The organism is Dyadobacter sediminis, assembly GCF_005860765.1.
Taxonomy (GTDB): Bacteria; Bacteroidota; Bacteroidia; order Cytophagales; family Spirosomataceae; genus Dyadobacter; species Dyadobacter sediminis.
In genome coordinates, this window is sequence record NZ_VCEI01000011.1 from 1,244,631 (window position 1) to 1,268,136 (window position 23,506).

Annotated in this window: 18 protein-coding genes; 10 read left to right on the top strand and 8 right to left on the bottom strand. The window is 46.3% G+C overall.

What is annotated here, in order from left to right:
* Positions 1 to 205: 205 nt before the first annotated feature.
* Positions 206 to 4,420: a hybrid sensor histidine kinase/response regulator gene (locus FEM55_RS05785; RefSeq protein ID WP_138280327.1), complete on the bottom strand. Its 4,215-nt coding sequence runs from the start codon at positions 4,418 to 4,420 to the stop codon at positions 206 to 208.
* A 379-nt stretch (positions 4,421 to 4,799) separates the two neighbouring features.
* Between FEM55_RS05785 and FEM55_RS05790 the strand changes: the two genes are divergently transcribed.
* From FEM55_RS05790 to FEM55_RS05815, 6 genes are all read left to right on the top strand, one after another.
* Positions 4,800 to 5,987 (top strand): PQQ-dependent sugar dehydrogenase, encoded by a 1,188-nt coding sequence (locus FEM55_RS05790; protein WP_138280328.1) that lies wholly within the window; start codon positions 4,800 to 4,802, stop codon positions 5,985 to 5,987.
* A 48-nt stretch (positions 5,988 to 6,035) separates the two neighbouring features.
* Positions 6,036 to 7,073: an aldo/keto reductase gene (locus FEM55_RS05795; protein WP_138280329.1), complete on the top strand. Its 1,038-nt coding sequence runs from the start codon at positions 6,036 to 6,038 to the stop codon at positions 7,071 to 7,073.
* Positions 7,074 to 7,440: 367 nt separating this feature from the next.
* Positions 7,441 to 8,355 carry an NAD(P)/FAD-dependent oxidoreductase gene (locus tag FEM55_RS05800; RefSeq protein ID WP_138280330.1) on the top strand — a complete coding sequence of 305 codons (915 nt, stop codon included), beginning with the start codon at positions 7,441 to 7,443 and terminating at the stop codon, positions 8,353 to 8,355.
* Between the two features lie 202 nt (positions 8,356 to 8,557).
* Positions 8,558 to 9,685 carry a DUF4249 domain-containing protein gene (locus tag FEM55_RS05805; RefSeq protein ID WP_138280331.1) on the top strand — a complete coding sequence of 376 codons (1,128 nt, stop codon included), beginning with the start codon at positions 8,558 to 8,560 and terminating at the stop codon, positions 9,683 to 9,685.
* A 211-nt stretch (positions 9,686 to 9,896) separates the two neighbouring features.
* Entirely contained in the window at positions 9,897 to 10,619 is a 723-nt protein-coding gene (locus FEM55_RS05810) for a hypothetical protein (RefSeq protein ID WP_138280332.1), read from the top strand.
* Positions 10,616 to 11,458, top strand: coding sequence for an outer membrane beta-barrel protein (locus FEM55_RS05815; RefSeq protein ID WP_138280333.1), 843 nt, complete (start codon positions 10,616 to 10,618; stop codon positions 11,456 to 11,458). The genes FEM55_RS05810 and FEM55_RS05815 overlap by 4 nt, the downstream gene beginning before the upstream one ends.
* Positions 11,459 to 11,465: 7 nt before the next feature.
* On the opposite strand, the gene FEM55_RS05820 is transcribed toward FEM55_RS05815, so the two are convergent.
* Positions 11,466 to 11,954 (bottom strand): MarR family winged helix-turn-helix transcriptional regulator, encoded by a 489-nt coding sequence (locus FEM55_RS05820; RefSeq protein WP_138280334.1) that lies wholly within the window; start codon positions 11,952 to 11,954, stop codon positions 11,466 to 11,468.
* A 144-nt stretch (positions 11,955 to 12,098) separates the two neighbouring features.
* Here FEM55_RS05820 and FEM55_RS05825 point away from each other — a divergent pair, with 144 nt between their 5' ends.
* Complete coding sequence (locus FEM55_RS05825) at positions 12,099 to 12,995, top strand: NmrA family NAD(P)-binding protein (RefSeq protein ID WP_138280335.1); 897 nt, start codon at positions 12,099 to 12,101, stop codon at positions 12,993 to 12,995.
* Between the two features lie 222 nt (positions 12,996 to 13,217).
* Here the strand turns inward: FEM55_RS05825 and FEM55_RS05830 are convergent, their stop codons facing one another.
* From FEM55_RS05830 to FEM55_RS05845, 4 genes are all read right to left on the bottom strand, one after another.
* Positions 13,218 to 14,075 carry a DUF2306 domain-containing protein gene (locus FEM55_RS05830; RefSeq protein WP_138280336.1) on the bottom strand — a complete coding sequence of 286 codons (858 nt, stop codon included), beginning with the start codon at positions 14,073 to 14,075 and terminating at the stop codon, positions 13,218 to 13,220.
* Positions 14,076 to 14,199: 124 nt separating this feature from the next.
* Positions 14,200 to 14,883 (bottom strand): DUF2490 domain-containing protein, encoded by a 684-nt coding sequence (locus tag FEM55_RS05835; protein WP_138280337.1) that lies wholly within the window; start codon positions 14,881 to 14,883, stop codon positions 14,200 to 14,202.
* A complete protein-coding gene (locus tag FEM55_RS05840; RefSeq protein ID WP_138280338.1) occupies positions 14,883 to 15,473 on the bottom strand; it encodes a hypothetical protein in 591 nt (196 codons plus the stop codon). Before FEM55_RS05840 ends, FEM55_RS05835 begins: the two co-directional genes overlap by 1 nt.
* Before the next feature lie 156 nt (positions 15,474 to 15,629).
* Positions 15,630 to 16,265: an MgtC/SapB family protein gene (locus FEM55_RS05845; protein ID WP_138280339.1), complete on the bottom strand. Its 636-nt coding sequence runs from the start codon at positions 16,263 to 16,265 to the stop codon at positions 15,630 to 15,632.
* Between the two features lie 64 nt (positions 16,266 to 16,329).
* On the opposite strand from FEM55_RS05845, the gene FEM55_RS05850 reads away from it, so the two are divergent.
* Positions 16,330 to 17,490, top strand: a complete 1,161-nt coding sequence (locus FEM55_RS05850) for a DUF3800 domain-containing protein (protein ID WP_138280340.1) — start codon at positions 16,330 to 16,332, stop codon at positions 17,488 to 17,490.
* 75 nt (positions 17,491 to 17,565) lie between these two features.
* Here the strand turns inward: FEM55_RS05850 and FEM55_RS05855 are convergent, their stop codons facing one another.
* Positions 17,566 to 19,143 (bottom strand): sulfatase family protein, encoded by a 1,578-nt coding sequence (locus FEM55_RS05855; protein ID WP_138280341.1) that lies wholly within the window; start codon positions 19,141 to 19,143, stop codon positions 17,566 to 17,568.
* A 229-nt stretch (positions 19,144 to 19,372) separates the two neighbouring features.
* Here FEM55_RS05855 and FEM55_RS05860 point away from each other — a divergent pair, with 229 nt between their 5' ends.
* On the top strand, positions 19,373 to 21,346 hold the full coding sequence (locus tag FEM55_RS05860; RefSeq protein WP_138280342.1) for a patatin-like phospholipase family protein: 1,974 nt from the start codon (positions 19,373 to 19,375) through the stop codon (positions 21,344 to 21,346).
* Between the two features lie 126 nt (positions 21,347 to 21,472).
* On the opposite strand, the gene FEM55_RS05865 is transcribed toward FEM55_RS05860, so the two are convergent.
* Positions 21,473 to 22,588, bottom strand: coding sequence for an alpha/beta hydrolase (locus FEM55_RS05865; protein WP_138280343.1), 1,116 nt, complete (start codon positions 22,586 to 22,588; stop codon positions 21,473 to 21,475).
* A 648-nt stretch (positions 22,589 to 23,236) separates the two neighbouring features.
* Between FEM55_RS05865 and FEM55_RS05870 the strand changes: the two genes are divergently transcribed.
* Positions 23,237 to 23,425, top strand: coding sequence for a hypothetical protein (locus tag FEM55_RS05870; RefSeq protein WP_138280344.1), 189 nt, complete (start codon positions 23,237 to 23,239; stop codon positions 23,423 to 23,425).
* Positions 23,426 to 23,506 lie beyond the last annotated feature (81 nt).

A 23,506-nucleotide genomic window follows, 5' to 3' on the forward strand; every position in this document is an offset into this window, starting at 1 on the left:
AGCCGCTTTCAGATTTGTTGAGGCACCCATTGCGGACTAACAGGAGAAGCCATGCCATGCTAACTAAACAAAAATACGTCTGTTGCGTTCAAAACCGTTCCTGAAAATAGGATGAAGCTTTCCGGTTTCTTCATCCAGAAACCGGAAAGTTTGAAGCAATCAATCCTGCTTAGTAATAAAAATGAAGCTCCGTACAAACCCGGTATCAGTTTCCGGTGTGTTCTGCATTTTGTTTTCTGCTTTCGTAAGCTTTTTCGAGTGCCGTTTTTATCTCATTCAGTCGGAGCGGCTTGGAAATATAGTAATCCATACCCGCCTGCAGGCAATCCTCCTGATCTTCACGCATGGCATTGGCAGTCATGGCTACGATGTAAGGCTGTTCGATTTGCTGGCTGCGAATCCGGCGTGTTGCTTCCAGCCCGTCCAGTTCGGGCATTTGCACATCCATGAAAACGGCATCGAATCTTTCTTCCAATGTTTTCTCAAAAGCTTCCCGCCCGTTCCGGGTAACAACGGGTACATAGCCCAGCTTGCTGAGGATATTGACAAAAAGTTTTTCGTTCACCGGATTGTCTTCTGCCATCAGGATATGCAATGGGTAATGCGCGGCAAATTCCTTGGAAAGACTGGAAGGCGAAGGCTGCCGAACGTTTGCATCCGTTTCTTTCTGCTGCTTGAGTTCCATCTGGATCAGTTTTCCAAGCTGGTTGTGCCTGACGGGTTTGGTCAGGATTGCGGCAAAAAGATCCTTATGGTTACGCCCGGCTTCATCACCGACCGAACTCAGCAGGAAAACAGGAAGTGCCGGGAATTTGCTTTTTATAATGGCTGCAAGATCAATTCCGTCCATTTCCGGCATTTGCTGATCTGAAATGACCAGATCAAACCGGGCACCGCTGTCGAGTATCTGAAGTGCCTGTTTTCCCGAAGAGGCCAGCGTCGGAATGAGTTTCCATTGTTCCATCTGAACCTGTAAAATCCGCAGGTTGGTATCGTTATCATCTACAATCAGGATGGATTTCCCCTGATTTTCAGTGGTATTAAAAAACACATACTGGCGTGTCGGCTGCGTACTGATCTGTGCAATGATCGTAAAATGGAAATTGGTGCCTTTGTCCACAACACTTTCCACGCGGATGGATCCGCCCATCAGATTGACCAGTCTCTGGCTGATGATAAGGCCCAGCCCCGTACCTCCATATTTGCGCGTATGAGAGGAATCAACCTGTGAAAAGGCCACAAAAAGCCGGTCGAGCTTGTCCGCCGGAATACCGATGCCCGTATCCTGAATGTCAAAACGGATTTCTATGTCCTGCCCGTTGATCTGCCGTACAAGCCGTACATGAATAAAGACTTCGCCCTGATGCGTGAACTTGATCGCATTGCCGACCAGATTGATCAGAATTTGTCTAAGCCGCTGACTGTCGCCGATAATCTGGCTCGGAACCAGCGCATCGATTTCATAAACCAGGTCAAGCCCGATGGCAGCTGCCTTGGACGAAAACAGGTCCAGAACGCCTTCAATGCATTCGCGGAGGTCAAAACTGATGAGTTCAAGCTCCATGTTGCCGGATTCTATTTTGGAAAAATCCAGAATGTCGTTGATCACCGTCAGCAGACTGTCGCCGCTGTTGATGATCGTTTCGGTATATTCTGCCTGTTCCGGCGTCATCTTTGTCTGGGAAAGCAGCATGGCCATTCCGATCACGCCATTCATCGGCGTACGGATTTCGTGGCTCATGGTTGCCAGAAAAACGCTTTTGGCCATATTGGCTTTTTCAGCCTCTTTTCTGGCAAGCTGTTCCTGATCGTTTCGGACCTGCAGTTCTTTGTTAAGTTCCTGCAGATGCTCCGACTGTGCGAGCAGTTCATGCTTCTGCCGGCTTATTTCCTCCGTTCTTTCCTGAACCTGTTTTACCAGCATCCTTTTTTGTGCCCGTATTACACGCATGCGCAGCCTGTGAACGCCGTAAACCAGTCCGATCACCAGCAGAACGGCAAGAATGCGAAACCATGCAGTACGCCAGTACGGAGGCCAGATATGCACCTGTAACTGGGTCACTTCCGGGTTCCATACACCGTCGTTATTGGATGCTTTCACTTCAAAAACGTAGTCCCCGGCATCCAGATTGGTGTAAGTTGCCCTCCGCATCGTTCCGCTGTATATCCAGTCGTCGTCAAAACCTCGTAACCGGTACGCATACTGGTTTTTTTCGGGCATCGTGTAGTTCAGTGCGGCAAATTCAAATGAAATGACAGACTGCTTATAAGAAAGGCGGATGCTTTCCGACTGACTGACATGCCTGGTCAGTACGGCATTTTTCCCCCCGATGGCTACCTGTTTGTTGAAAATCAGAAAATCTGTTATATATACCGGCGGGATATAATGATTGTCCACAAGGCGGTCCGGGTAAAAAGTGCTGAAACCGCGCACTCCGCCAAAGAACATTTCCCCGTCACTTGTCTGAAATACCGAATTGCTCCGGAATTCGCTGCCCTGCAATCCGTCTTCAGTGCCATAGTTACGGAAAGTTTTGGAAAGGTAACTGAACCTGGAAAGTCCGTTGTTTGTACTCAGCCAGAGATTGTTCTTTTTATCTTTGGCAATGCCGTAAATGACATTGCTTGCAAGCCCGTTCTGTTCGGTGTAAGCCGTAAAAAGCTTCTTATTTCTGTCAAAATAATTGAGTCCGCCGCCTAGTGTCCCGATCCACAGATCGCCGTTATCAGCTTCATGTATTGACTGGATTTTGTTGCTGGAAAGGGAATGTTTGTTTTTGCTGTCAAACCCGAACCTTGTAAAATGCTTCCGGTCGGCGTTCAGCATGTTCAGCCCTGCATATGTTCCGGCCCAGATGTTGCCGTCACGGTCCTGAAAAACTTCCGTTACAATATCGGAGCTCAGACTGGTTTTGTCATTCGGGTCATGGCGGTAATGCGTGAATTTTCTGCTTTTCACGTCGTAGAATTCCAGACCGCCTTTCCACATGCCCAGCCAGATATTGCCGTCACGATCTCGGAACAAATTGTTTACGTCCGAACTTGAAAGGCTGTTCGGATCGTCTGGTCGCGGCATGTGGTGCTCGAACGTTCCCGTTTTGACATGGAACAGATCGAATCCTCCGTTGTGATAACCAAGCCCCAGAACATTTTCCGAAACAGAGATAACGGCAATCACATAATCATTGCTGGGCGAATCGGAATTGGTTTTGCTGTGCCGGTAATGCGTGAACTTCTTTGTTTTCCGGTCAAAAAGATTCAGCCCGCCGCCGTCCGTTCCCAGCCACACATGATCCGGATTGCTGTCGCCGCAAATGGCAAGTATGATATTGTTGCTCAAACTGTTCGGATCGCGCGGAACCTGCCGGTAAGACTGGAACTTTTTACCGAACCTGGGCAAAAAACTGATGCCGCCTGCAAAAGTCCCGATCCAGATGTTGCCAGCCCTGTCCGGATAAATGCAGTAGACCGAATTGTTGCTCAGCGATGTATTATCATCCTCATTCTGCCGATACGTTGTAAACCGGTTTGCCTTCATGTCGTAAACACTGATGCCGCCGTTTTCCGTACCGATCCACAGATTGCCGTCGCTGTTCCGGGTGATGCTCAGCACGTCGTTATGTGCTAAGCTGTTGCTGTCGTTCCGGTTGTTCAGAAAACTTCGGAATGTGTTGCTTTCCGGCAGATACAAAGACATCCCGCCACCGTGCGTTCCGATCCATAAATTGCCATTTTTATCTTTGTACAATGCTTTGATCCAGTCCGAGTACAGCTGCTTTTCGCCTGCGCCTTTGAAATAGCTGTTATACCGGCCATTTTCCGTGTTCAGCTGATAAAGGCCGTACTCCGTCCCTATCCAAAGGTTTCCGGCATTGTCTTCTTCAATGCGCGTCACAAACGAAGCACCTTTGTTTTTCCCTGCTTGCTGAAACTCCGGATAAATCCGGATGGAAGCGTCAACCGGATTGAACAGGAACAGACCTTTATCGGAACCAAGCCATATCCTTCCCTTACTGTCCTGAAAAATGTCGTTGATACCGAGATTGCGGTTGTCAAAGGTATATTGTGTGAAACGGTTTTTATCCCGGTCAAATTTATTTAGCCCTGATGAAGTTCCGACCCACAGATTTCCTGCCTTGTCTTCCAGCAAATCCAGAATGTAACTGTCATTGATGCTGGTGCTGTCGGTAACAATGTGTTTATAATGTTTGAACTGATATCCATCGTACAAATTCAGCCCGTCCTCCGTCCCGAACCACATAAATCCCTGCTTGTCCATCAGAATGGAACTGACATGATTCTGCGATAAACCCTGATTGGTAGAAAGCTGCCTGAAGCCTGGCTCCTGCGCAAACAGAATGGCAGGATAAATGGCCAAAATATACAGCCAGCGCTTACGGATAGCTTGTTGAAGATTCATTCTACGATTTACTTTTACATAAAGTAGTAAATATTGTATGTAATATTATTATTTATTTAAAATTAATGTAGCATATAGAGGAAATTATTATTTTATACTTCCTGAATTTTCAAGCGTCCGGTTTACACGAAGAAAATCTTTTCCCAAATCTGCTGCATCGTTCACCGGCTGTGGTAAGGGTGAAAAGCTGGAATTTAACAGGCTTGAAGCCGGTTGCAGGCACCTGGAAAAAACCGGACTGGGACACGGCCTTTTGTGCTGGCGTGAAAATTGTTAGGATAATCTCTGCATGATAAACCGGATCACGGAATTTCTCCGGTTTTATAAAACCGCAACCATTCAGTTTTAACCAAAATCAGCATTTATTACTTTCCAGATTATGTATAGAAAAATCATTGCGCCGTTACTTTCGCTGCTTGTTTTCACCACGTCGGTTTATGCGCAAACCGGACCGGCAGCACCGGATGTCAGCCTGAAACTCATCAGCGATGCGCTTACGCACCCGACTGCTTTTGCAGTAACCAAGAAAAACCCCGAACTGCTTTTTGTGTGCGAACAGGAAGGCCGAATCCGGATTATCCAGAATGAAAAACTGGTCAAAACGCCATTTCTGGACATTACGGACGACGTTCTGAAAAAAGAAGGGTATGACGAACGCGGTTTGCTCGGACTGGCTTTTCATCCGGATTACGCCTCCAACGGAAAGTTTTACGTTTACATCAGTGTGGCAGCAAACGGCGAAAAAGGCGTTGATCACCATTCGGAAATCCGCGAATACAAGGTCAGTAAAAGCAATGCAATGGTTGCCGAAAAGTCCGCCATGCGGAAAGTACTGACATTTAACCAGCCGGAATCCAACCATAACGGAGGCGATCTTAAATTCGGAGCAGACGGATATCTGTACATTTCCAGCGGCGATGGCGGAGGTGGCGGCGACCGGCACGGGGAACACGGCAACGGGCAGAATATAAATACGTTGCTGGGTAAAATCCTGAGAATTGACATCAACCAGACGCCATACGGCATTCCGAAAGACAATCCGTTTGTAAACCGGAAAGATGCACGACCGGAAATTTTTGCTTACGGACTGCGCAATCCCTGGCGCATCAGTTTCGACCGTCAAACGCATCAGCTTTTTGCGGGTGAAGTCGGGCAGGACAAGTATGAAGAAGTGGATATTATTACCAATGGAGGAAACTACGGATGGCGTGCAATTGAAGGTTTTCATCCTTTCAAGCCTTCCGATCCGCAGCCGTCCAAGGCGATCAAACCGATTTATGAATACCCGCATACTGAAGGCATCAGCATCACAGGCGGCTTTGTATACCGCGGCAAGGCCATTCCGGCGCTTGCGGGCAAGTATGTCTACGGCGACATGATGGGACCGATATGGGCACTTGCGCCGCAAAGCGGAAATAAATGGACACGTACAAAACTTTCTGTTTCAAGAGATCCCGGTTACTGGCATGTGTACAGTTTCGGAGAAGATGTTTCCGGGGAAATGTATGTGCTTACACAGCTTCTGCAGGAAGGAAAAGGCGCTGTTTACAAGTTTGTGCAGCAATAGACCCAACGATTTGAAAACAGTAATTAAAAAAGAACCTGAAGACTGATTATGGAATACAGACAACTGGGAGCCTCGGGCATTATGGTTCCCGTATTATCTTTTGGAACCGCCACGTTTGGCGGCAGCGAATCCTTTAAAGCATGGGGAAATACGCAAACCAAAGAAGCCACAAGACTGGTGGATATCTGCATGGAAGCCGGCATCAATATGTTTGATACGGCGGATATTTACTCCGAAGGACTTTCCGAAGAGGTGCTTGGACAATCGCTGGCACACAGGCAAAGGGACAAAATCATCCTTTCGACCAAGTCCACATTTACTTTTGGAGAAGCGCCGAATAACCAGGGTTCGTCCCGCATTCACATGCTGAAACAGGTGGAAGGAAGCCTGAAGAGATTACAGACCGATTATATTGATATTTACCATATGCATGGATTCGATGGAAATACGCCGGTTGAAGAAACATTGAGAACGCTGGACGATCTGGTTCAGAGCGGAAAAATAAGATACATTGCAGCTTCCAACTTTTCGGGATGGCATCTGATGAAATCACTGGCGGTTTCCGAGAAATACGGCTGGAACCGCTACGTCGCACATCAGGTTTATTACTCACTGACCAACCGGGAATACGAATGGGAACTCATGCCGCTCGGCATGGACCAGAAAGTAGGTGCTATTGTATGGAGCCCGCTTGCAGGCGGCCGTTTGGGCGGCAAGTTCAGCCGGAAAAAAGAATGGCCTGAAACCGGACGCGTTGCGCAAGGCGGAAGCCCGGTGCCTGAAACGGCAGTTGAAAAAGAACACCTTTTCAGAATCACGGATGCACTGGAAGCCGTTGCGGAGGAAACGGGAAAAACGGTTTCACAGGTCGCCATAAACTGGCTTCTTCAGCGGCCGACCGTTGCGAACATCATCATTGGTGCAAGAAATGAAGAACAATTGATGCAGAACCTGGAAGCTGTGGGTTGGAAACTTTCCGCGGATCAGGTCAAAAGACTTGATGAAGCAAGTGAAATCCCGCCTGTTTATCCTTACTGGCATCAGCGTCAGAACCTTACCCTGAACCCGCCTCCGAGGTTTTATTGAGAAGCAAATTTCCGTATCCGGTCGGAGAAATACATCATGTTTTTTTCAGGGCCGGATACGGATTTTGTTTATGCATATATCTGTATGCCGTTTTCTTGGTGTTTTTTTCAGATCGCCACGAAACAACATGAAAAAAGGGGTTTTTCTGCTTGCTGCATGCTGTTTTATCAGCTACAACAATTCTTAAATCCATTATTTTCAAAAATCCGGAAAACAAATTTCCTCTTTCAGGTATGAAGTTTTTAAAGCTGGATTCCATTTTCATTCAGCGGATCAGGGGTAAGCCGTTTCACATTGACTTTTGCTTTATAAATCAATAGTCCGGACTTATATCTTGATGCCGATTGATTACTTGATGATGAAACCTATGCAAGCGATTCAGAAATACGATGTTGTGATTGTCGGCGGAAGTTATGCCGGGCTTTCAGGAGCAATGGCACTGGCCAGAGCCCTCCGATCCGTGCTGGTTATTGACAGTGGAAAACCCTGCAACCGGCAAACACCCTACTCACATAATTTTCTTACACAGGACGGCAGTACACCCGCAGCCATCGGCGAACTGGCCAGATCACAGGTTCTGGCATACCCGACGGTTGAAATCTGGGATGACACCGTTATTGCCGCGGAAGGTGAAAACAATGATTTTACCGTTTCCACACTGGCAGGCAGACAGGCTTCTGCTAAAAAAATCCTGTTTGCAACCGGCGTCACGGATCAGATTGATAATATTCCCGGACTGGCGGAATGCTGGGGAATTTCCGTTATCCATTGTCCTTATTGCCATGGCTATGAATACAACGGACAGCAAACCGGCCTGCTTGCCAATGGCGACTCAGCCGTGGATTTTGTGCGTTTGATCCGGAACTGGTCGGAGCAGCTCGTTATTTTTACGAACGGCAAATCCACAATCAGTAAAACGTACACACAGCAGCTGCTGGACAGGAACATAACCATAATTGAAAAAGAAATCAAACAGCTGATCCATCAGGAAGGCCGGATCCGGGCAGTTGCATTTGCTGATGATGAAACCTGTGAACTTGATGCCTTGTACACCCTTTTTCCGGTGAAGCAGCATTGTGACATTCCGGAAAAAATCGGTTGCTCCATTATAGAAAGCGGGTATATCGAAATTGACAATTACCAGAAAACGAAAGTGCCGGGCATTTATGCTGCCGGTGACAATACTTCCGCATTACGTTCTGTGGCAGCGGCCGTTGCATCCGGTTCCAAAGCCGGTGCATGCATTCACCATGAACTGGTTTCCGATGATGTCTGGACCTAGAATTTGGCAGGAAAACAAGTATGTTTTAAATTCAATTGTCTTAATAAAATCAAAGTGACAAGGCGCAGCTGAAAGTACGGCATATCATTCCCTTTCCAGACGGGAAATGAATGAACAAAGCCTACCTTTGTCCTGCTTTGGTCCTGTTCGGGACACATTCTTTTAATTCCCTTCTTTCCAGTTCTATATTCTGAAGACCGCTATGAAATATTGTTTGCTGAAAGTTCTGTTCTTTGCCGTACTGCTTTTTCTGGACAGTTGCATTGAGCCGTTTTCACCGCCGGAAGTCAGTTCCGTTGAAAATTTCCTGGTTGTGGACGGTTTCCTGAATGTGGGTGCGGATACCAGCAGAATTGAACTGAGAAGAACACAAAATGTAAATGCAGAACAAATCCCGAATTATGAAACAGGCGCATCCATTTCCGTCGAAACAGAATCCGGCGAAAGCTATGCGTTCAGCGAGGCAGGATCGGGACTTTATCTTTTAGCCCCGAAACAGTATAACACGGCGGGCAAATACAGGCTGCGGATCCGAACGACGGATCAGAAGGAATATCTTTCCGAATACGTTTCCGTAAATGTTACGCCGGCAATCGACAGCCTGACGTATAAACTGGATGAAGTTCAGAATGCCATGATCTTTTATGTCAATACGCACGATCCGGCCAACAAAACACAGTTTTACCGCTGGAAATTTGATGAAACATGGGAATACCGGGCAGCCTATTTTTCAGCGCTGGAAGTCATTAACAAAAAAATTGTAACCAGAAGCCAGGATATCAACCAGTGCTGGGGAAATCAGAAATCAGGCGGAATTTTGCTCGGGAGCACCGTCAAGCTGAGCAGCGATGTCATCAAAGACCTTCCGCTTTTCAAGGTACCCGTTCCGACCAACAAGCTTTATATTAAATACAGCGTGCTTGTAAAACAGTACGGACTTTCCAGAGAGGCATTTGAATACTGGACCAGCCTTGCCAAAACCACGCAGGGAACCGGAAGCCTTTTTGACCCGCAGCCATCGCAGGTTACAGGAAATATTACAAGTACAACCAATTCCAGAGACCTTGTGTTCGGATACTTCAGCGCCTCAACAGAAACAGAAAAGAGAATCACCATTACGCCAAAACTGGGAAGATACCCGACCTGCATGCCGCCGGATACTTTTGACATTGTGTGCATGCCCATCAGCAACCGGCAATGTGCGCTGGAAACCAGTGCCCTGATGCTTTCTTACGGCGGCCTAAGATCCGAATATCTGCTGGGTGCGCCTCCCAGCTGCGCCGATTGCCGCACGCAGGGCGGAACGACGGTAAGGCCATCCTTCTGGTGAAAACGGATCATAATCCGGCAACTTCACAACTTCATACAGCCTGGTTCAAAAGTATGTTTTGAACCGATAAATAAGTTATTCTACAAAAATAAAGAATAATTTAGTTCTCAATTAGAATATCTTTGTCCTTTCCGTTACTTTGCTTCTGATTTGATCATGCCATTTTTATAGGGCATATTTCCAATTGTTTTGTCTTGGTAAATACCATTTTATGCAAAAATCGCTGTTGTTGTCAGGTTATCTTTTGTTGCTATTTGCGGTTGCCTGTGCTCCCAAAGTCCGCACGAATATAACTCAGAAGTATGAGCCCCTGGATTACAAGGAAGAAGTGCTGGTGATTGAATTACCGGATAAAGCACCGGAATCAGCCGAATCGCTCGGAACCATTAAAATCGGCGATGCCGGCATGAGCGTTCAGTGCAGCTATTCGCAAGTGCTGGGAAAGGCAAAAGAAGAAGCACGCAAAGCCGGAGGAAACGCAATCAGAATTACAGCACATAAGACACCGGATTTCATGAGCAGCTGCCACCGCATTTCCGCCGAAGTCCTGCGAATAGACGCAACAGTACTTGCTGCATTGAAAGCGGACAATGAAGAAGTTGAACCGGGCATTGACTACGCAGTACTTTACGTATACAGAACCGGCGGCGCGGGCATCATCATCAACTATAACCTCAGCCTCGGCGATTCGGTGATCTGCCGGGTGACAAACCGGTTCAGTCAGGCGATTAAAATTTACAAACAAGGTCCGACCGAACTTTCTGCTAAAACAGAAGCGAAATCGGTGATTCCGATTGATATACAGAAAGGCAGAAGCTATTACGTAAGATGTTCCGTCATTCCCGGCATTACAATCGGCCGTCCGGGCCTTGAACTGATGAGCAAAAAAGCAGGCAGCCGCGAGTATGAATTAGCAAAATCCAAATCCAAATGAATAAACTGTTTACCCTCATTACCTTATTTACATTGATCTGTAACCATATTCAGGCTCAGGATCTGATTGTTACCTCTGACGGTGATTCGCTGAACTGCCGCATAACCAGACAGAATGCACAGTTTGTTTATTTTACATTTGCAAAAGAGGGCCGGCCCAGCAATACGCTCCTTCCTGTCACTAAGATTTCGTCAGTTAAAAAAGCATTTTACGGCAATGCACAACTCCGCGAAGGCATGCAGCCGCTTTCCGGAAAAAGTTACAGCCAGTGGCAATTCGGCATCCGCGCAGGCTATGCTTACCGTACCGCCAAGGTCAGTGATCAGATTTCTTCTCAGTACAAGGATTACATCAAAAAACTGAAATCAGGCTTTGTACTTGGAGGCGACATGCATTATTTCATTTCTGAACCGCTGGGATTCGGGCTGAAATACAGTTTCAACAAGCATAAAAATGAAGACGGAACCGATTTGAAAGACGATATTTCCATGCATTACATTGCGGCTTCCATGATTAACCGGTACGTTCTTGCCAATCCGAAAAGCAGCTTTTTACTTGGTATCAATCTGGGTTATCAGTCTTACAAGGATAAAGCCGTCTTGCTGGGCAACGCACTGGATATGAGCGGCGGAACGGCCGGATTTGGTCTGGATGCAGGATTTGCACATCAGCTGAGTGCGGGCACGGCTATTCATTTCGGATTGTCGTACACGACGGCAACGCTTTACAGCATCAACGTCGGACAGGGTTCATACAAACAGAAGATCAAGTTGGAAAAAGGGCAGTACGAAGGTTTGTCCAGGCTGGAACTGACCGCAGGATTCAAGTTCGGAAAGTAGCCTGATTTTATTCATTCACATCATCCCTTTCCAGATTTAACTTTTCATGATACCGGATGATCTTGCTCAGCACATCAATGGCTGTATCGAATTCCTTGTCGCCGACAAGCTTGCGATATTCATCAAGAAGGTTCAGCATTTTGTTGTTGGCTTCATTTACAAACCTTTTGCCATCGTCCGTCAGGTGAATTTTATAGCTTCTTTTGTCTTTCTTCAGAGGCTGTGAAGTAATCAGTCCTTTTTCTTCCAGTTCTTTTACGGTCCTGCTCATTGCCTGCTTGGCAATGAGCGCTTTTTTTGATATTTCGGTATTGGTTATGCCGTTCTGTTGCACATTGAAAATCAATGGCATATAGGACAGTTTCATTTGCCCGTAATCCGGCCTGATGTTCCGGTGAGACCAGATATCCAGATGCTTTTTTGCTATATAAATCAATCTTCCCCAGTGTTTCTCATCGTCATACTGCAGAATACCGGCTTTCTTCGGCTCGTCCATATCATCGTTTTTATGTAAATATAAAAATAAATATAGTAAACATTTATTACCAGATAATAAACATTGTTTACATTTGTTTGCTTGTGATGTCAAATGGAAGCGGCATCAGGCAAATGCAATGGACAAACTATAAACCAAAAACGAATGAAAACGATCATACTGGTTGCAGGCGCCACGGGCGATCTCGGTGGCAGGATTGTAAAATCACTGATTGAAAAAGGGGCTGACGTACGTGCACTGGTGCGCAGCGGTACGGATCATGAAAAGGTTGAAAAGCTCAAACAGCTTGGTGCAACAGTCTTTGAAGCGGACATGAACCAAATCGCTGATCTTGAAACGGCTTGTGAAAACGTTTCCTGCGTCATTTCGGCACTTCAGGGGCTGCATGATGTAATTGTTGACATGCAGTCACTCATACTCCGGGCGGCTGTAAACGCAGGCGTTCCGCGCTTTATTCCTTCCGATTTTTCCACGGATTATACGCAGCTTCTGCCCGGCGACAACCGCAATTTTGATCTGAGACGTACATTCTTCGAGCATATTGATCAGTCGCCGATTGCAGCAACAACCATTTTCAACGGAGGATTTGCGGAGCTGCTGAATTACAACCTTCCTTTTCTTGATTTCAAAAACAAAAGTGTCGGTTATTTCGAAGATCCGGACTGGCGTATTGATTTTACAACCAAAGACAACACGGCTGAATTTACTGCTGCCGCTGCATTGGATTCCACGACGCCAAGAATTCTGCGCATTGCCAGTTTCCAGATCAGTGCAAAGGAAATGCAGGCGGTTGCCAATGAAATCACAAAAGAAGATTTTAAACTGATTCGACTGGGAAGCCGTGAAGAACTGGCCGCCAGGAACAAACAGGACCGCGCAGCCAATCCGGAAGGCGAAAATGAAGTTTATCCGCGCTGGCAGCAGGCGCAATACCTTTACGGCATGTTCAGCGCGCAAAACCGGACAACCGACAACGACCGCTATCCGGAAATAAAATGGACAAATGCTGAGGAACTGCTTTCTGCACACAGGAAAAGTTGAAAGTCCTTTGCTAAATGAAATCAGACTGAGCGGACTGCCGGGTAATCAGAAGTTTGTACAAGCAACTTACTGACATAAACTCGATGCCGCTCAGTCTGAAAATAACCAAAAGTCAGCAATCTTCCAAGTCCCGATCCCTGACCATACATGACAAAAAGCAACAACCATTGACTATCAAGACAACATCTGACAATAAAGGTCACAACTTCCCTCCTGCTCTTTTCAGACCGGAAGCCATTTCAAAATCGCCGGGCCCCAGTAATAAATCGTGAAGAAGTAAGTACCCACCATAATGAACGCCGTTGCAAGAAAAAGCAGGAATGAAGCGGAAATCCTCAGCAACGCAGAAGCATTGTATTTGCGTGCTCTTATAAATGCTTCGGCCACTATGAGATTCGGAATATAAAAGAAGAAAAACATAACGGTATCGAACGGCCCGGTAAAATGAGGCGTATGCCCCAGACCATCCGTCAGCAGGAGCCAGAAACCGTAATCCATCCGGTATAGCCACGAACCGATTGCCAGCGCATACAAGCGCAGCGCCCATGCGCGGTGAAGTTCCAGACGTTTTGTAACAGCATAACGGAAAGTCTGAATGGCTGCCACAAACATCAGTGCGCCGTATAACCCGAATCCGATGTCCATTGCAGTACCGCCAATGGTTCCTTTCAGCACGATGAATGCAATTCCGCCGGCGGCTGCAAGCAATGACGCAACGATGTAAATCCGCCCGATCCAGCGATGAACAGCAGGAAACCGCAATCTCACCTTTTCTATCAACTGGATACTTCCGAGGACAAGGATGATTCCGCCCGCTGCAAAATGAAAGCCGATCCCGGAAGTTGCGGCCAGGGAATTTCTGTTGTAAAGTCCCGGCAATACCTTGTTCCAGCGCTGCATATCGTCTTCATAAAGTGCAGCGGCATAAAACGCCAGAATGTACATACCGAATAACGCGGCACTCGTCCAGACCGTAATGACCAGCATTTTGCCGGATGCGTTCAATAAAATGCTGCTGATTCTTGTCAATCGGTGACTGCCTCTCTGCGGTGTAACGGAAGGGTCCAGAACTTTGGTCATAACTGCTTCTGTATGTAAGCCTTAACTTATGTAAAGATCGAAGATGTTATCCAGAATCCATCAGCAGGAACAATGCAAATTTTCAATTTTCCGAAATAACTTTCCTGAAATCCGGCAAGAACGGTCAGATGCTGATAAACCAGCTGACAGCCAGCCAGTATTGCTGTGACTGAACCGATTTGTTGAATTCGTTGACGCGGTATTCAAATCCCATTTCGATCCGGTTGTTATCCGTGGCATTGTAACCCAGCGCCAGCAATGCACGGATTTCAAGGTCAGCCGATTTGTCTTCATAAATGCCCAGATATTCGTTGTTGAGTTTGGCATAAAATTCCTTCGGGTCAATGTTGATTCCGTTCAGTGCTTTTTCAAAGCCTATGCGGTACCGCAGTCTTACCTGAACCGAACTGTCTCTTCGGAACGTCTCGTCCGTCACAATGCGGTGCGCAATGCGGGCATATTCATGATTGGTCACATTGTTGAACTGCTGTATCAGTCTGTGTGCAAACCGTCCCTCTTCCAGCCGGATAAGATAGCCGCCGCCAAGGGTGTTGGCCGCCGACAATTTACGGGTAAGAACCATCGTAAGGTCCGCCCGTTCGTACCGGAACCGGTTACGGGTCTGCTGCTCTTCTTCCCTTTCCGAAAAAATCTGGCGGGATTCCAGTTTGTTGTTCAGTTTCAGGTTATCCGAAATCCTGATGTTCAAATTGAATTGGGGAAGTGTTCCCGCTCTGTAAACAGCCTGGGAAAATACAGCGGCCGGAGCAAAAATCAGCAGAAAAACAGCTAAAAAAGATTTATACATCAGTAAATCAGGTTATCAGAGTTACGTTGTACAACTTCATGAATGCTCACGACGGAGCCTTCATGATCGCAAAGGACTTCAAAATAATTTATTTTTTTATCCCAGACAGCATTCAAAATCAGCTCATAATGCATGTCGATGGCAGCAGGAACTTTATCGGATAATATGGCTCTTTTCAGATCGCTTTTACTTCCTTTATACTGGATTTGTGTTTTCACGACTTTGTATTTTGTAAATTCCTTATCCAGCCTTTTTCGGATTGCTTCGCTCGTTTCCGCGTCGATCCGGCTGAACCTGCTGAGTATTTCAATATCCTGGATTTCGCCCGACTTGTCAAATTCGATGCTGTAATGTTTGCCGCCGCTTTTCAGTTTGGCTTCAATGGTGGTTTCTTTCAGGCTTTCTTCGCCATACCAATGGATTTTATCCTTTTTGAACATCGATTTTACAAATTCAACTGCTTTCCCGGGAACCGCACTTTGCCTGATCGCATATTCGCGTTCATACTTTTTCTGGGCATGGCAGGGAATCCACATGCAGCCGGCAAGCAAAATCAGAAAAGCATACAGATATTTCTTGATCGGGATCACAGTTTATTGAATTACAAGTTATTAAGTTCAAAATGTGCTTTTTGCGGCAATTTCTTCCCGAAATACGCTGAACCTGTGGCATGGCTGCTGCAAACAACATGCCTGTCAAAATTCCAAGCAGGAACATTTTCCGAACGCAATGAAAAAAACACGTTTTTATTTAAAGCTGATGATTTCCTCGGTATTTGCCAGAATTTCATTGAGCGTCATCAGATACTGCTTTTTTGCGGAAATCTGCCAGATAACGGTAAGCATATCCTGATCTTTGCTCACATGAATCTGCTCCATCTGAACATGATTGGTGGTCAGTTTGTCTTCCAGCATTTTGATTTGCCTGAAATCCGCATTCCTGAAAGTTACGGTCAGCATTTTATACTTCTGCAGATTTCCGATCAGCCGCTCTATTTTGCTGACAAGCAAAAGGATAATCAGTGTAAGAATCGTAAATAAAAAGGCAAGCGCGTGATAACCGATGCCGGTTGTCATTCCGATGGCAGCGGAAGTCCAGATGACAGCAGCCGTTGTCAGGCCCCAGACTGTAAACCGGTCTTTGAAGATCACACCCGCACCGATAAAGCCGATTCCCGTAATGATGTTGGCCGCAATACGGTCGTCTGTGTTGGACCCGTGGCCGGAAACAATGGTGAAAATAGTGGAACCCAGCGTAATGAGTACAATCGTTCTGAATCCGGCTGACTTGTTTTTATACTCCCTTTCGAAGCCGATAATGCCGCCGCAAAGGACAGACATCAGCATGCTGTATAAATCTTTTTGTTCTATCCCAAAGTCCATTTTCTCTCCCTTTAAAATTAAATGATTTTTTTCTTTTACATTTCAAGAAAACAGCCGATTTCATATGCACAACCATCTTGCTTTTCTGGATTATTGGGGAAATAACAGTCTGGATTTCAAAAATAAAAGCAATACCCGCAAGAAAGTTTCTACCCATTTTATCGTCACGGCTTTAATCATTCCCAAACAGCAGCTTTCCGAAGTAAGTGAAGTCGTGCACAATGTGCAGCAAAAGTATTTTACAAACGGCCGCATAGATACCCGGATGACAGGAAATAACCACAAGCTGCGGAAACAGATTCTGGAAGAACTTGCAACTGCGCCGTTTCAGATTTTTGCACTGATCGTGGACAAGCGGCAGCTCGTTTCCGAAGGGTTGCGCTATAAAGGCTCTTTTTATAAATTTATGCACGGACTTGCAGACCGCGAGCTGTTCCGGGTTTTTCCGGATCTGGAAATGATGGCGGCAGCAGAGCAGGAAAGCGACTCCTTCATGTCGGGATTCATTCATTTTGTGCAGCAAACGCATATTCCCAATCTTTTCAACGAATCGGCTTTCGGATTTGTACAGGTCAGCCATGAAGAAATCCTGCAGGCTGCGGGCTACCTTGCAGACACGCTTGCCCGGTGCTATGACGAAGCGGTACTTTCCGATCAGCGGCGGGAATTTGTGCAAGTGTTGCAGCCACGGCTGCTTACGATCCGTTTCTGGCCTGACGTTTTTCTTCCCGATCTTGTCAGAACCAATGCCGAAGGTTCAGGCTTTAATAAAACACTGGCGGAACTGAGCGTTAATAAAGCCAGTGACTTCCTGCAGCAGAAAGCGCCCAGCCAGACGCTGCATATCATGGATCAGCACACGACACTGAGTTATCTTCTGTTTCACTTCCGGCATATTAATCCATTGCGTTACATTTCCAGTTTCGAGCTTATGGAGCATATAAAAACCCGTCATAGCCGACCGGTTTCGCTGCATTATTTTCAAACCAAAGTGATTGCGCCGCTGCGCGATGCAGGCGTGCTCATTGCGAGCAGTTCAAGAGGTTACAAGTTGCCGGCCTGTGAAGCGGACCTGTACGATTTTGTCAATCACAGCAATGCCATTATTGAACCCATGCTTTCACGCGTCCGGAAATTCAGGGATTCGATCAGGGCGGCTACGAACGGCGAACTGGATGTGCTGGCAAGCGAAGAGTACAGTCTGATCAGGAAAGGAATTGAATAACGTTTACCTGGAATCAGAAATGAATAAAGTTATTCAGGCAGCCCGAACTGACTTACTGCCTGAATAACCGAGCGTTTATTGCGGGCTGCTTTTAAACAGTTTCAGCGCTTCATCATCCTTGTATTTGATGATATCCGCTTTCAGCTGTGCTTTAAGCGAAGCCGTTATTTTCTCGTAGCCTTTTGCGCCGTAAATATTTTTGAGGTTCTGAGGATCTTTCTGAATGTCATATAATTCCCAGAAATCTTCCGGTCCGTAAAAACGTGCCAGCGTATAACGGCTCGTGCGCAGGCCAAAATGCGGCGCTACATGATGCGGCTGCGGAAATTCGTAATAATGATAATAAGCCTGCTCCCGCCAGGGCGCTTTTTTGCCCGCCAGTAACGGCAGAAACGATTCGCCCTGAATGTCTTTCGGAACGGCAGTGCCTGTTATATTCAGGATGGTCGGCGCCCAGTCGATATTGGACACTACATTCCGCACTTCACTGCCGGGTTTGATCATGCCGGGATAACGGATGACAAACGGGGTTTTCAATGATTCTTCATAAATCCAGCGCTTGTCGAACCAGCCGTGTTCGCCGAGGTAAAAACCCTGATCGGAAGTATAAATAACGACCGTATTTTTTGCAAGACCGCTTTTATCAAGATAATCGAGCAATTTTCCGATGTTGCGGTCGAGTGAATTGGCCGTTGCAAGATAATCTTTCAGATAACGCTGATACTTCCATTCCACCAATGCTTTGCCGCTGAGTTTCTTATCATCAAATTCCTTGCTGATCTTGTTTTCATAATAGTCGTAATAAGCCTTTTTCTGTTCGGCCGACAGGCGGCTGTACGTTCCGTTCGGATTGGCGTTGTTGTAATCGGCATGTATTTTCAGGTCCGTCTTCAGGATCATGGTTTTTTCAATGCTCATATCCTGTTTCTGCGCGGCAAGCCGTCCTTCATACTGATCGTAAAAAGTAGGCGGAATCGGAAAATCAACATCGTCATAAGCACCAAGGTCTTCTATGGCAGGCAGCCATTCGCGGTGTGTCGCCTTGTGCCCCACCACCAGAAAGAAAGGTTTGGAGTTATCCCGTTTCTGCAGCCACTCGGTTGACAAATCCGTAATCACATCCGTAACATAGCCCGGATAGCGAACGGTTTTGTTGTCCGAGTTGACAAAATCCGAATTGTAGTAACTGCCGTGCCCGGGTAGTACATTCAGATAATCAAACCCGTGCGGCAGCGAGCCAAGGTGCATTTTTCCGATCCATGCAGTTTGGTAACCGTTTTTCTGCAGTTCTTCCGTAAATACCGGCTGATCGATATTGAATTGCTTTTCATTCAGTTTATAGCCGTTCATATGGCTGAACTTGCCCGTCAGCAGCGTGGCGCGGCTCGGCCCGCAAATGGAATTGACCACCACGTTATTGTAAAGAATGGCACCTTCCCTGGCGATACGGTCAATGTTCGGTGTTTTGGCAAGTTTGCTGCCGTAGGCGCTGATGGCCTGCGAAGTATGGTCGTCGGAAATGATGAAAATGACATTCGGGCGTTCGGGTGCTTTTACGGGCTGGCCGGAAGGTGTAAAACCCGGCGATGCGATCAGCAGGATACCAAGCGCAATGGCACTCAGCAACAATACAGGTACAAATCGTTTGTTCATGTAAAAAGGTTAAGATTTCAAACAGCACTGGTTTTTACCAACAAATTTGCCGCAATATATTCAAGAAGTTCCAATTCGTTCAGGCATACTGTTTGAAGTACAAAGAATAGCGGCCATGAAAAGCCACAGCTGAAAAGATATTGCGGAATCAGGCTGAATAAACACGCTGTGTTCCGAGGTCTGAAAGAGGCTGTAAACAAATCAATGACGAAATTCCCTATTTGCAAGAATGGAAAACAGCAGCCGGCAGGATTCCGAACGAACGCACAATCCTTTTGACAACATTGCGCTGGCGTTATCCGGCGGAGGTTTCCGGGCCGCTTCTTTCAGCCTGGGTGTGCTCAGTTATCTCGATACATTAAAGCTGGAAAACGGCTCAACGTTACTGAGTCGGGTGACTTATATTTCATCGGCATCCGGCGGAACAATGGCCGGTGCCATGTATGCGCTGAACAATGCCCAAGGACTTCCTTTCGGTACTTTCTACAAATCGCTTTTTGAAAACCTGGAAGGCACCGGGCTGCTGGACAAGGTCTTTGGGATTCTGAACGATGACAAACAATGGGAACTCAGGCCGAACAAGCAGCGGAATATTATCAACGCATTTGCACTTGCATACGACTCGGCACTCTTTGACGCAGCCTTGCTCGGCGATCTTTACCAGTCCGGATCGCCGGCACATATTCAGGAAATCTGTTTTAATGCGACAGAATTTTACAAAGGACTTTTATTCAGGCAGAATATCAAAATGCAGCCGGATCCGCTTTACAGATCGGACGAGCAGTTCCGGTTCGGGAACAGGAACATCAGTCTTTCGTACAGATCGGCAAAAAGGCTTAAACTATCGGATTTGCTGGCTGCTTCCTCGTGCTTCCCCGCTGGCTTTGAACCCGTTGTTTTTCCGGACGATTTCACTTACAATGCCTACTCATCCCATGTAAAGACTGCTTTGCCGGAGTTGAACAAAAGAGAATTGCTGAACGGGCTTTTTGTGCAGCTGAAAGAATACGACAAAACCGAACTGGAAAGACTGTATGGAAAACCTGGCGCCGAACAGATCATCGCTTCCCTTCCACCCGACCCGAAGCCGGAGGATATCATCCGGCTTGCAAACCAGTTTGCTGTGGTGGACGATTTTAAAATGGGCATGATGGATGGCGGGATTACGGATAATCAGGCGCTGGAAAGCATTCTGGATGCACAGGAAAGAAGAAAATCAGGAAAAACGATTTTCAAACCTTTTGATCTGATGCTGATCAACGATGTCGGGAGCGATTTCATAGACCCTTACATTCCTAACGCAAAGAAGGACACATACACCGGTATCAAAGGCATTACAATCCATAGCATCATCACTTTGCTCCTGATTGCAGGTTTGCTTTCCGCTGCTTTGACGGTATCCGGGTTTTTGTATATACAGCAAATAAACCGGGCCAAAATCGCGATTGTGGCGGAAACTGCCTGCCTTCTTGTAAGCGCAATTGCGCTGGCCGCACTCTTGCTGATCCGGTCCTACATCAAGGGAAATATTCATTTGATCGGCGGCCTGAACCTGGACAAGAACTTTTCTAAAACCATTGTCACCAATCTGTTCAGTCACTTCGGTGCTACACCGTTGATGGTGATTATCCGGATGTTCCAGGAACGGATCAGTTCGGTTCTGTTACTGAACAATGACGTATTTTTAAAGCGCATCCGTTATTTGCTTTATCACAATGCCTACGAGAGCAAGAAGTACATTTACCGCCTTAAGACAAACCATATTTATGATCTTTCATTTTCCAATGATCATGTCAGGCAGAATATTCCCTCGTTAAAGCCCGGCAGAGCTCTTCAGATTGTTGCTCAGGCTGCATTCGAAACGGGTACAACGCTCTGGTTTGATACATCCAGCCAGCAGTCGGGAAAATTACCGGCACTGATTGCCTGCGGCCAGTTTACAACCTGCTACAACCTGCTGGAATATATTTACCGCATGAAATCCATCCGGAAAAACAAGCCCTCTTATTTCAGTTCGCTTTCGGCCGCAGAACAGGAAAAAATCAATGCGCTGGAAAAAGCCCTGAAAGCGGATTATGCCCGTTTTAATTCCGATCCTTTCTGGCTTTACAATCAGAAAGGAACTCAGTTCGGGATTGCCGGTTTCAAGCCATGCGACGTGTCAGGCTTTCCTTTTCCGGCTGTATTTGAAGGGTTGAGGTAATAAATAAACCTATTATGCTAGCGTTTATAACAGCGGGAAATTCTGCAAACGACATTTTATTTTTTTGTTGCAAAAAAAAAAGCCGGACTCCCAAACGGAATCCGGCTGCAATACGGTTTGGCCAGCCTATTTATTGAATGCCTTTTTAAATTCTGAAGCGGCATAGGCCTGCGCATCTTTTGCATCCGGCACAACGGCCGATGCGCCAAAAAATTCGTGCGTCACGCCTGTATACAGCCTGGAAGTCACTTCCACGCCCGCAGCTTTCATTCGTTCGCCCAGCAAACTTCCTTCACTCTGCAACGGGTCAATTTCAGCCAGGATAATGGTTGTAGACGGAAGTCCGTTCAGATCTGCATCCACAATCGATATTTTCGGGTTTGTTACTTCAGATATGTTGTTCAGGTAATTTCTGAAAAACCATTGCATAGACGGTTTGTCAAGCGGTTTGGCCGTAGCATATTTCGTATAAGAAGCGGATGTGGTGTCTGAATCGGCAATCGGATAGACCAGAAGTTCGTGAACCGGAAGACTCACATTGCTGTCACGCGCCATGATGCTTACGTTTGCTGCAAGGTTTCCGCCTGCACTTTCACCGGCCACGCCTATTTTCGTTGTATCGCCCTGGAAAGTTGCCGCATTGTTCAATACCCATTGATACGCCTGAAATGCATCGTTGTGTGCTGTCGGGAATTTTCTTTCCGGGCCTTTTCTGTAACCTACCGAAACCACAATCGCTCCTACCTGTTCGGCAAGCGCACTGGCAGAAGCATCGTACACGTCAATATTGGCAATAACCCAGCCGCCGCCGTGGTAATAGACAATGACCGGATATGGCGCGCTGCCGGTTTTTGGCGTGTAAACGCGTGCATGGATAGTCCCGCCGGTTACCGGAATGTCTTTTCCGGTCGTATCCACTTGCGGAGCTGGAACTGCAATGTTGAATTTGGTCACAAGATCCATGACGGCATCTTTCACGGTATGGTTCATACGTGCCTGCTGAGGCGTAAGTGTCGGAATCGGTTTGTCGCCGTAGCTTAACAGTTGCTCCACAACGGCCCACATTTCATTGTCTATATCCGGCGCCCATGCCGGCTTGGCACCGACCGGTGTAACTGTTCCCGGCGCCTGCGGATTATGATCTTCCAGTGAGCAGGAAACCAGACTGAAAAACAAAGCTGAAACAAGGAGGTAACTAAAAATCTGGATGGAGCTTTTACGCGGGTTAAATCTGATTTTCATGAATTTGCTGTTGAATAATGGTTAATTACAGTAGCATAATTCAATTTCTGTACCTTATCAAATCCAAGCTTTAATCAGTGAATACATTTTCAATTGTGGCATGTTTTCCTCCATTTACGTATACGACTCGGTGCGGACATGTAAAAACCGGGATTGTAGTTTCCCAGACAGCATTGCACATCTATTAAAATAAAGAAGAATGGCGCAGGCTTCTATTCAATCCCGATTGCTTCAGTAAGATAAGCTGGTGAAGAACATGCCATTTTCGGGAGCAAAAACCTGCATGGCGTTTGAACTGGTATGTAATTTATGTATATGTAGAAATACATACCATTGTACTTGTTATTTGCCCAAAAGAAAAACAAATTTAATTTACTTAACGGTTTGCCTTTTTTTAAACTAGTTGAACAAAAGTACAGTAAATAGCTATCTGCAGAGCAATTAGCTAATTTGTAGCTTCTTTCATGCAAATTGCTTACTTGATTACATGATTTTCAATATATTGCCAAAATAAAATTGGGATACAATGCCGGATTTACGTCCGGCAAGTCATAAAAGATCTTTGTTGTAACCCAAAAAGAGAATGCCCGGCGAGGTATTCTCTTTTTTTGTAGCAAAGACTCTGAACCTGAAATTACCTCATAACGAATGAACCGAATCGATACAGCCATCAAAAAATACAAGTGGCTATTGTTGTCTTATCCAAAAGGCTTATGGCATAAGTTTGTGCTCAGCGAAGTCATCAAACTCCGCACCTGGACAATTACCAATTTTGGCGTAAGTACCTGGAATCACTGGTGCGAATCCATGAAAGTAAAGCCGGAGGAACCGGATTAAACAGGATAAATGCAATGAAAACAGCTTTTGAATTTCTTTTACCATTGACGTTCTATTTTGAAAGCTATGATAATCCGGTAT

Coding starts and splice junctions, on each gene's coding strand:
- FEM55_RS05785 (WP_138280327.1), bottom strand. CDS start 4,420: ATGAATCTTCAACAAGCTATCCGTAAGCGCTGGCTGTATATTTTGGCC.
- FEM55_RS05860 (WP_138280342.1), top strand. CDS start 19,373: ATGGAAAACAGCAGCCGGCAGGATTCCGAACGAACGCACAATCCTTTT.
- FEM55_RS05810 (WP_138280332.1), top strand. CDS start 9,897: ATGCAAAAATCGCTGTTGTTGTCAGGTTATCTTTTGTTGCTATTTGCG.
- FEM55_RS05795 (WP_138280329.1), top strand. CDS start 6,036: ATGGAATACAGACAACTGGGAGCCTCGGGCATTATGGTTCCCGTATTA.
- FEM55_RS05850 (WP_138280340.1), top strand. CDS start 16,330: ATGCACAACCATCTTGCTTTTCTGGATTATTGGGGAAATAACAGTCTG.
- FEM55_RS05790 (WP_138280328.1), top strand. CDS start 4,800: ATGTATAGAAAAATCATTGCGCCGTTACTTTCGCTGCTTGTTTTCACC.
- FEM55_RS05805 (WP_138280331.1), top strand. CDS start 8,558: ATGAAATATTGTTTGCTGAAAGTTCTGTTCTTTGCCGTACTGCTTTTT.
- FEM55_RS05825 (WP_138280335.1), top strand. CDS start 12,099: ATGAAAACGATCATACTGGTTGCAGGCGCCACGGGCGATCTCGGTGGC.
- FEM55_RS05865 (WP_138280343.1), bottom strand. CDS start 22,588: ATGAAAATCAGATTTAACCCGCGTAAAAGCTCCATCCAGATTTTTAGT.
- FEM55_RS05820 (WP_138280334.1), bottom strand. CDS start 11,954: ATGGACGAGCCGAAGAAAGCCGGTATTCTGCAGTATGACGATGAGAAA.
- FEM55_RS05845 (WP_138280339.1), bottom strand. CDS start 16,265: ATGGACTTTGGGATAGAACAAAAAGATTTATACAGCATGCTGATGTCT.
- FEM55_RS05800 (WP_138280330.1), top strand. CDS start 7,441: ATGCAAGCGATTCAGAAATACGATGTTGTGATTGTCGGCGGAAGTTAT.
- FEM55_RS05855 (WP_138280341.1), bottom strand. CDS start 19,143: ATGAACAAACGATTTGTACCTGTATTGTTGCTGAGTGCCATTGCGCTT.
- FEM55_RS05870 (WP_138280344.1), top strand. CDS start 23,237: ATGAACCGAATCGATACAGCCATCAAAAAATACAAGTGGCTATTGTTG.
- FEM55_RS05835 (WP_138280337.1), bottom strand. CDS start 14,883: ATGTATAAATCTTTTTTAGCTGTTTTTCTGCTGATTTTTGCTCCGGCC.
- FEM55_RS05830 (WP_138280336.1), bottom strand. CDS start 14,075: ATGACCAAAGTTCTGGACCCTTCCGTTACACCGCAGAGAGGCAGTCAC.
- FEM55_RS05815 (WP_138280333.1), top strand. CDS start 10,616: ATGAATAAACTGTTTACCCTCATTACCTTATTTACATTGATCTGTAAC.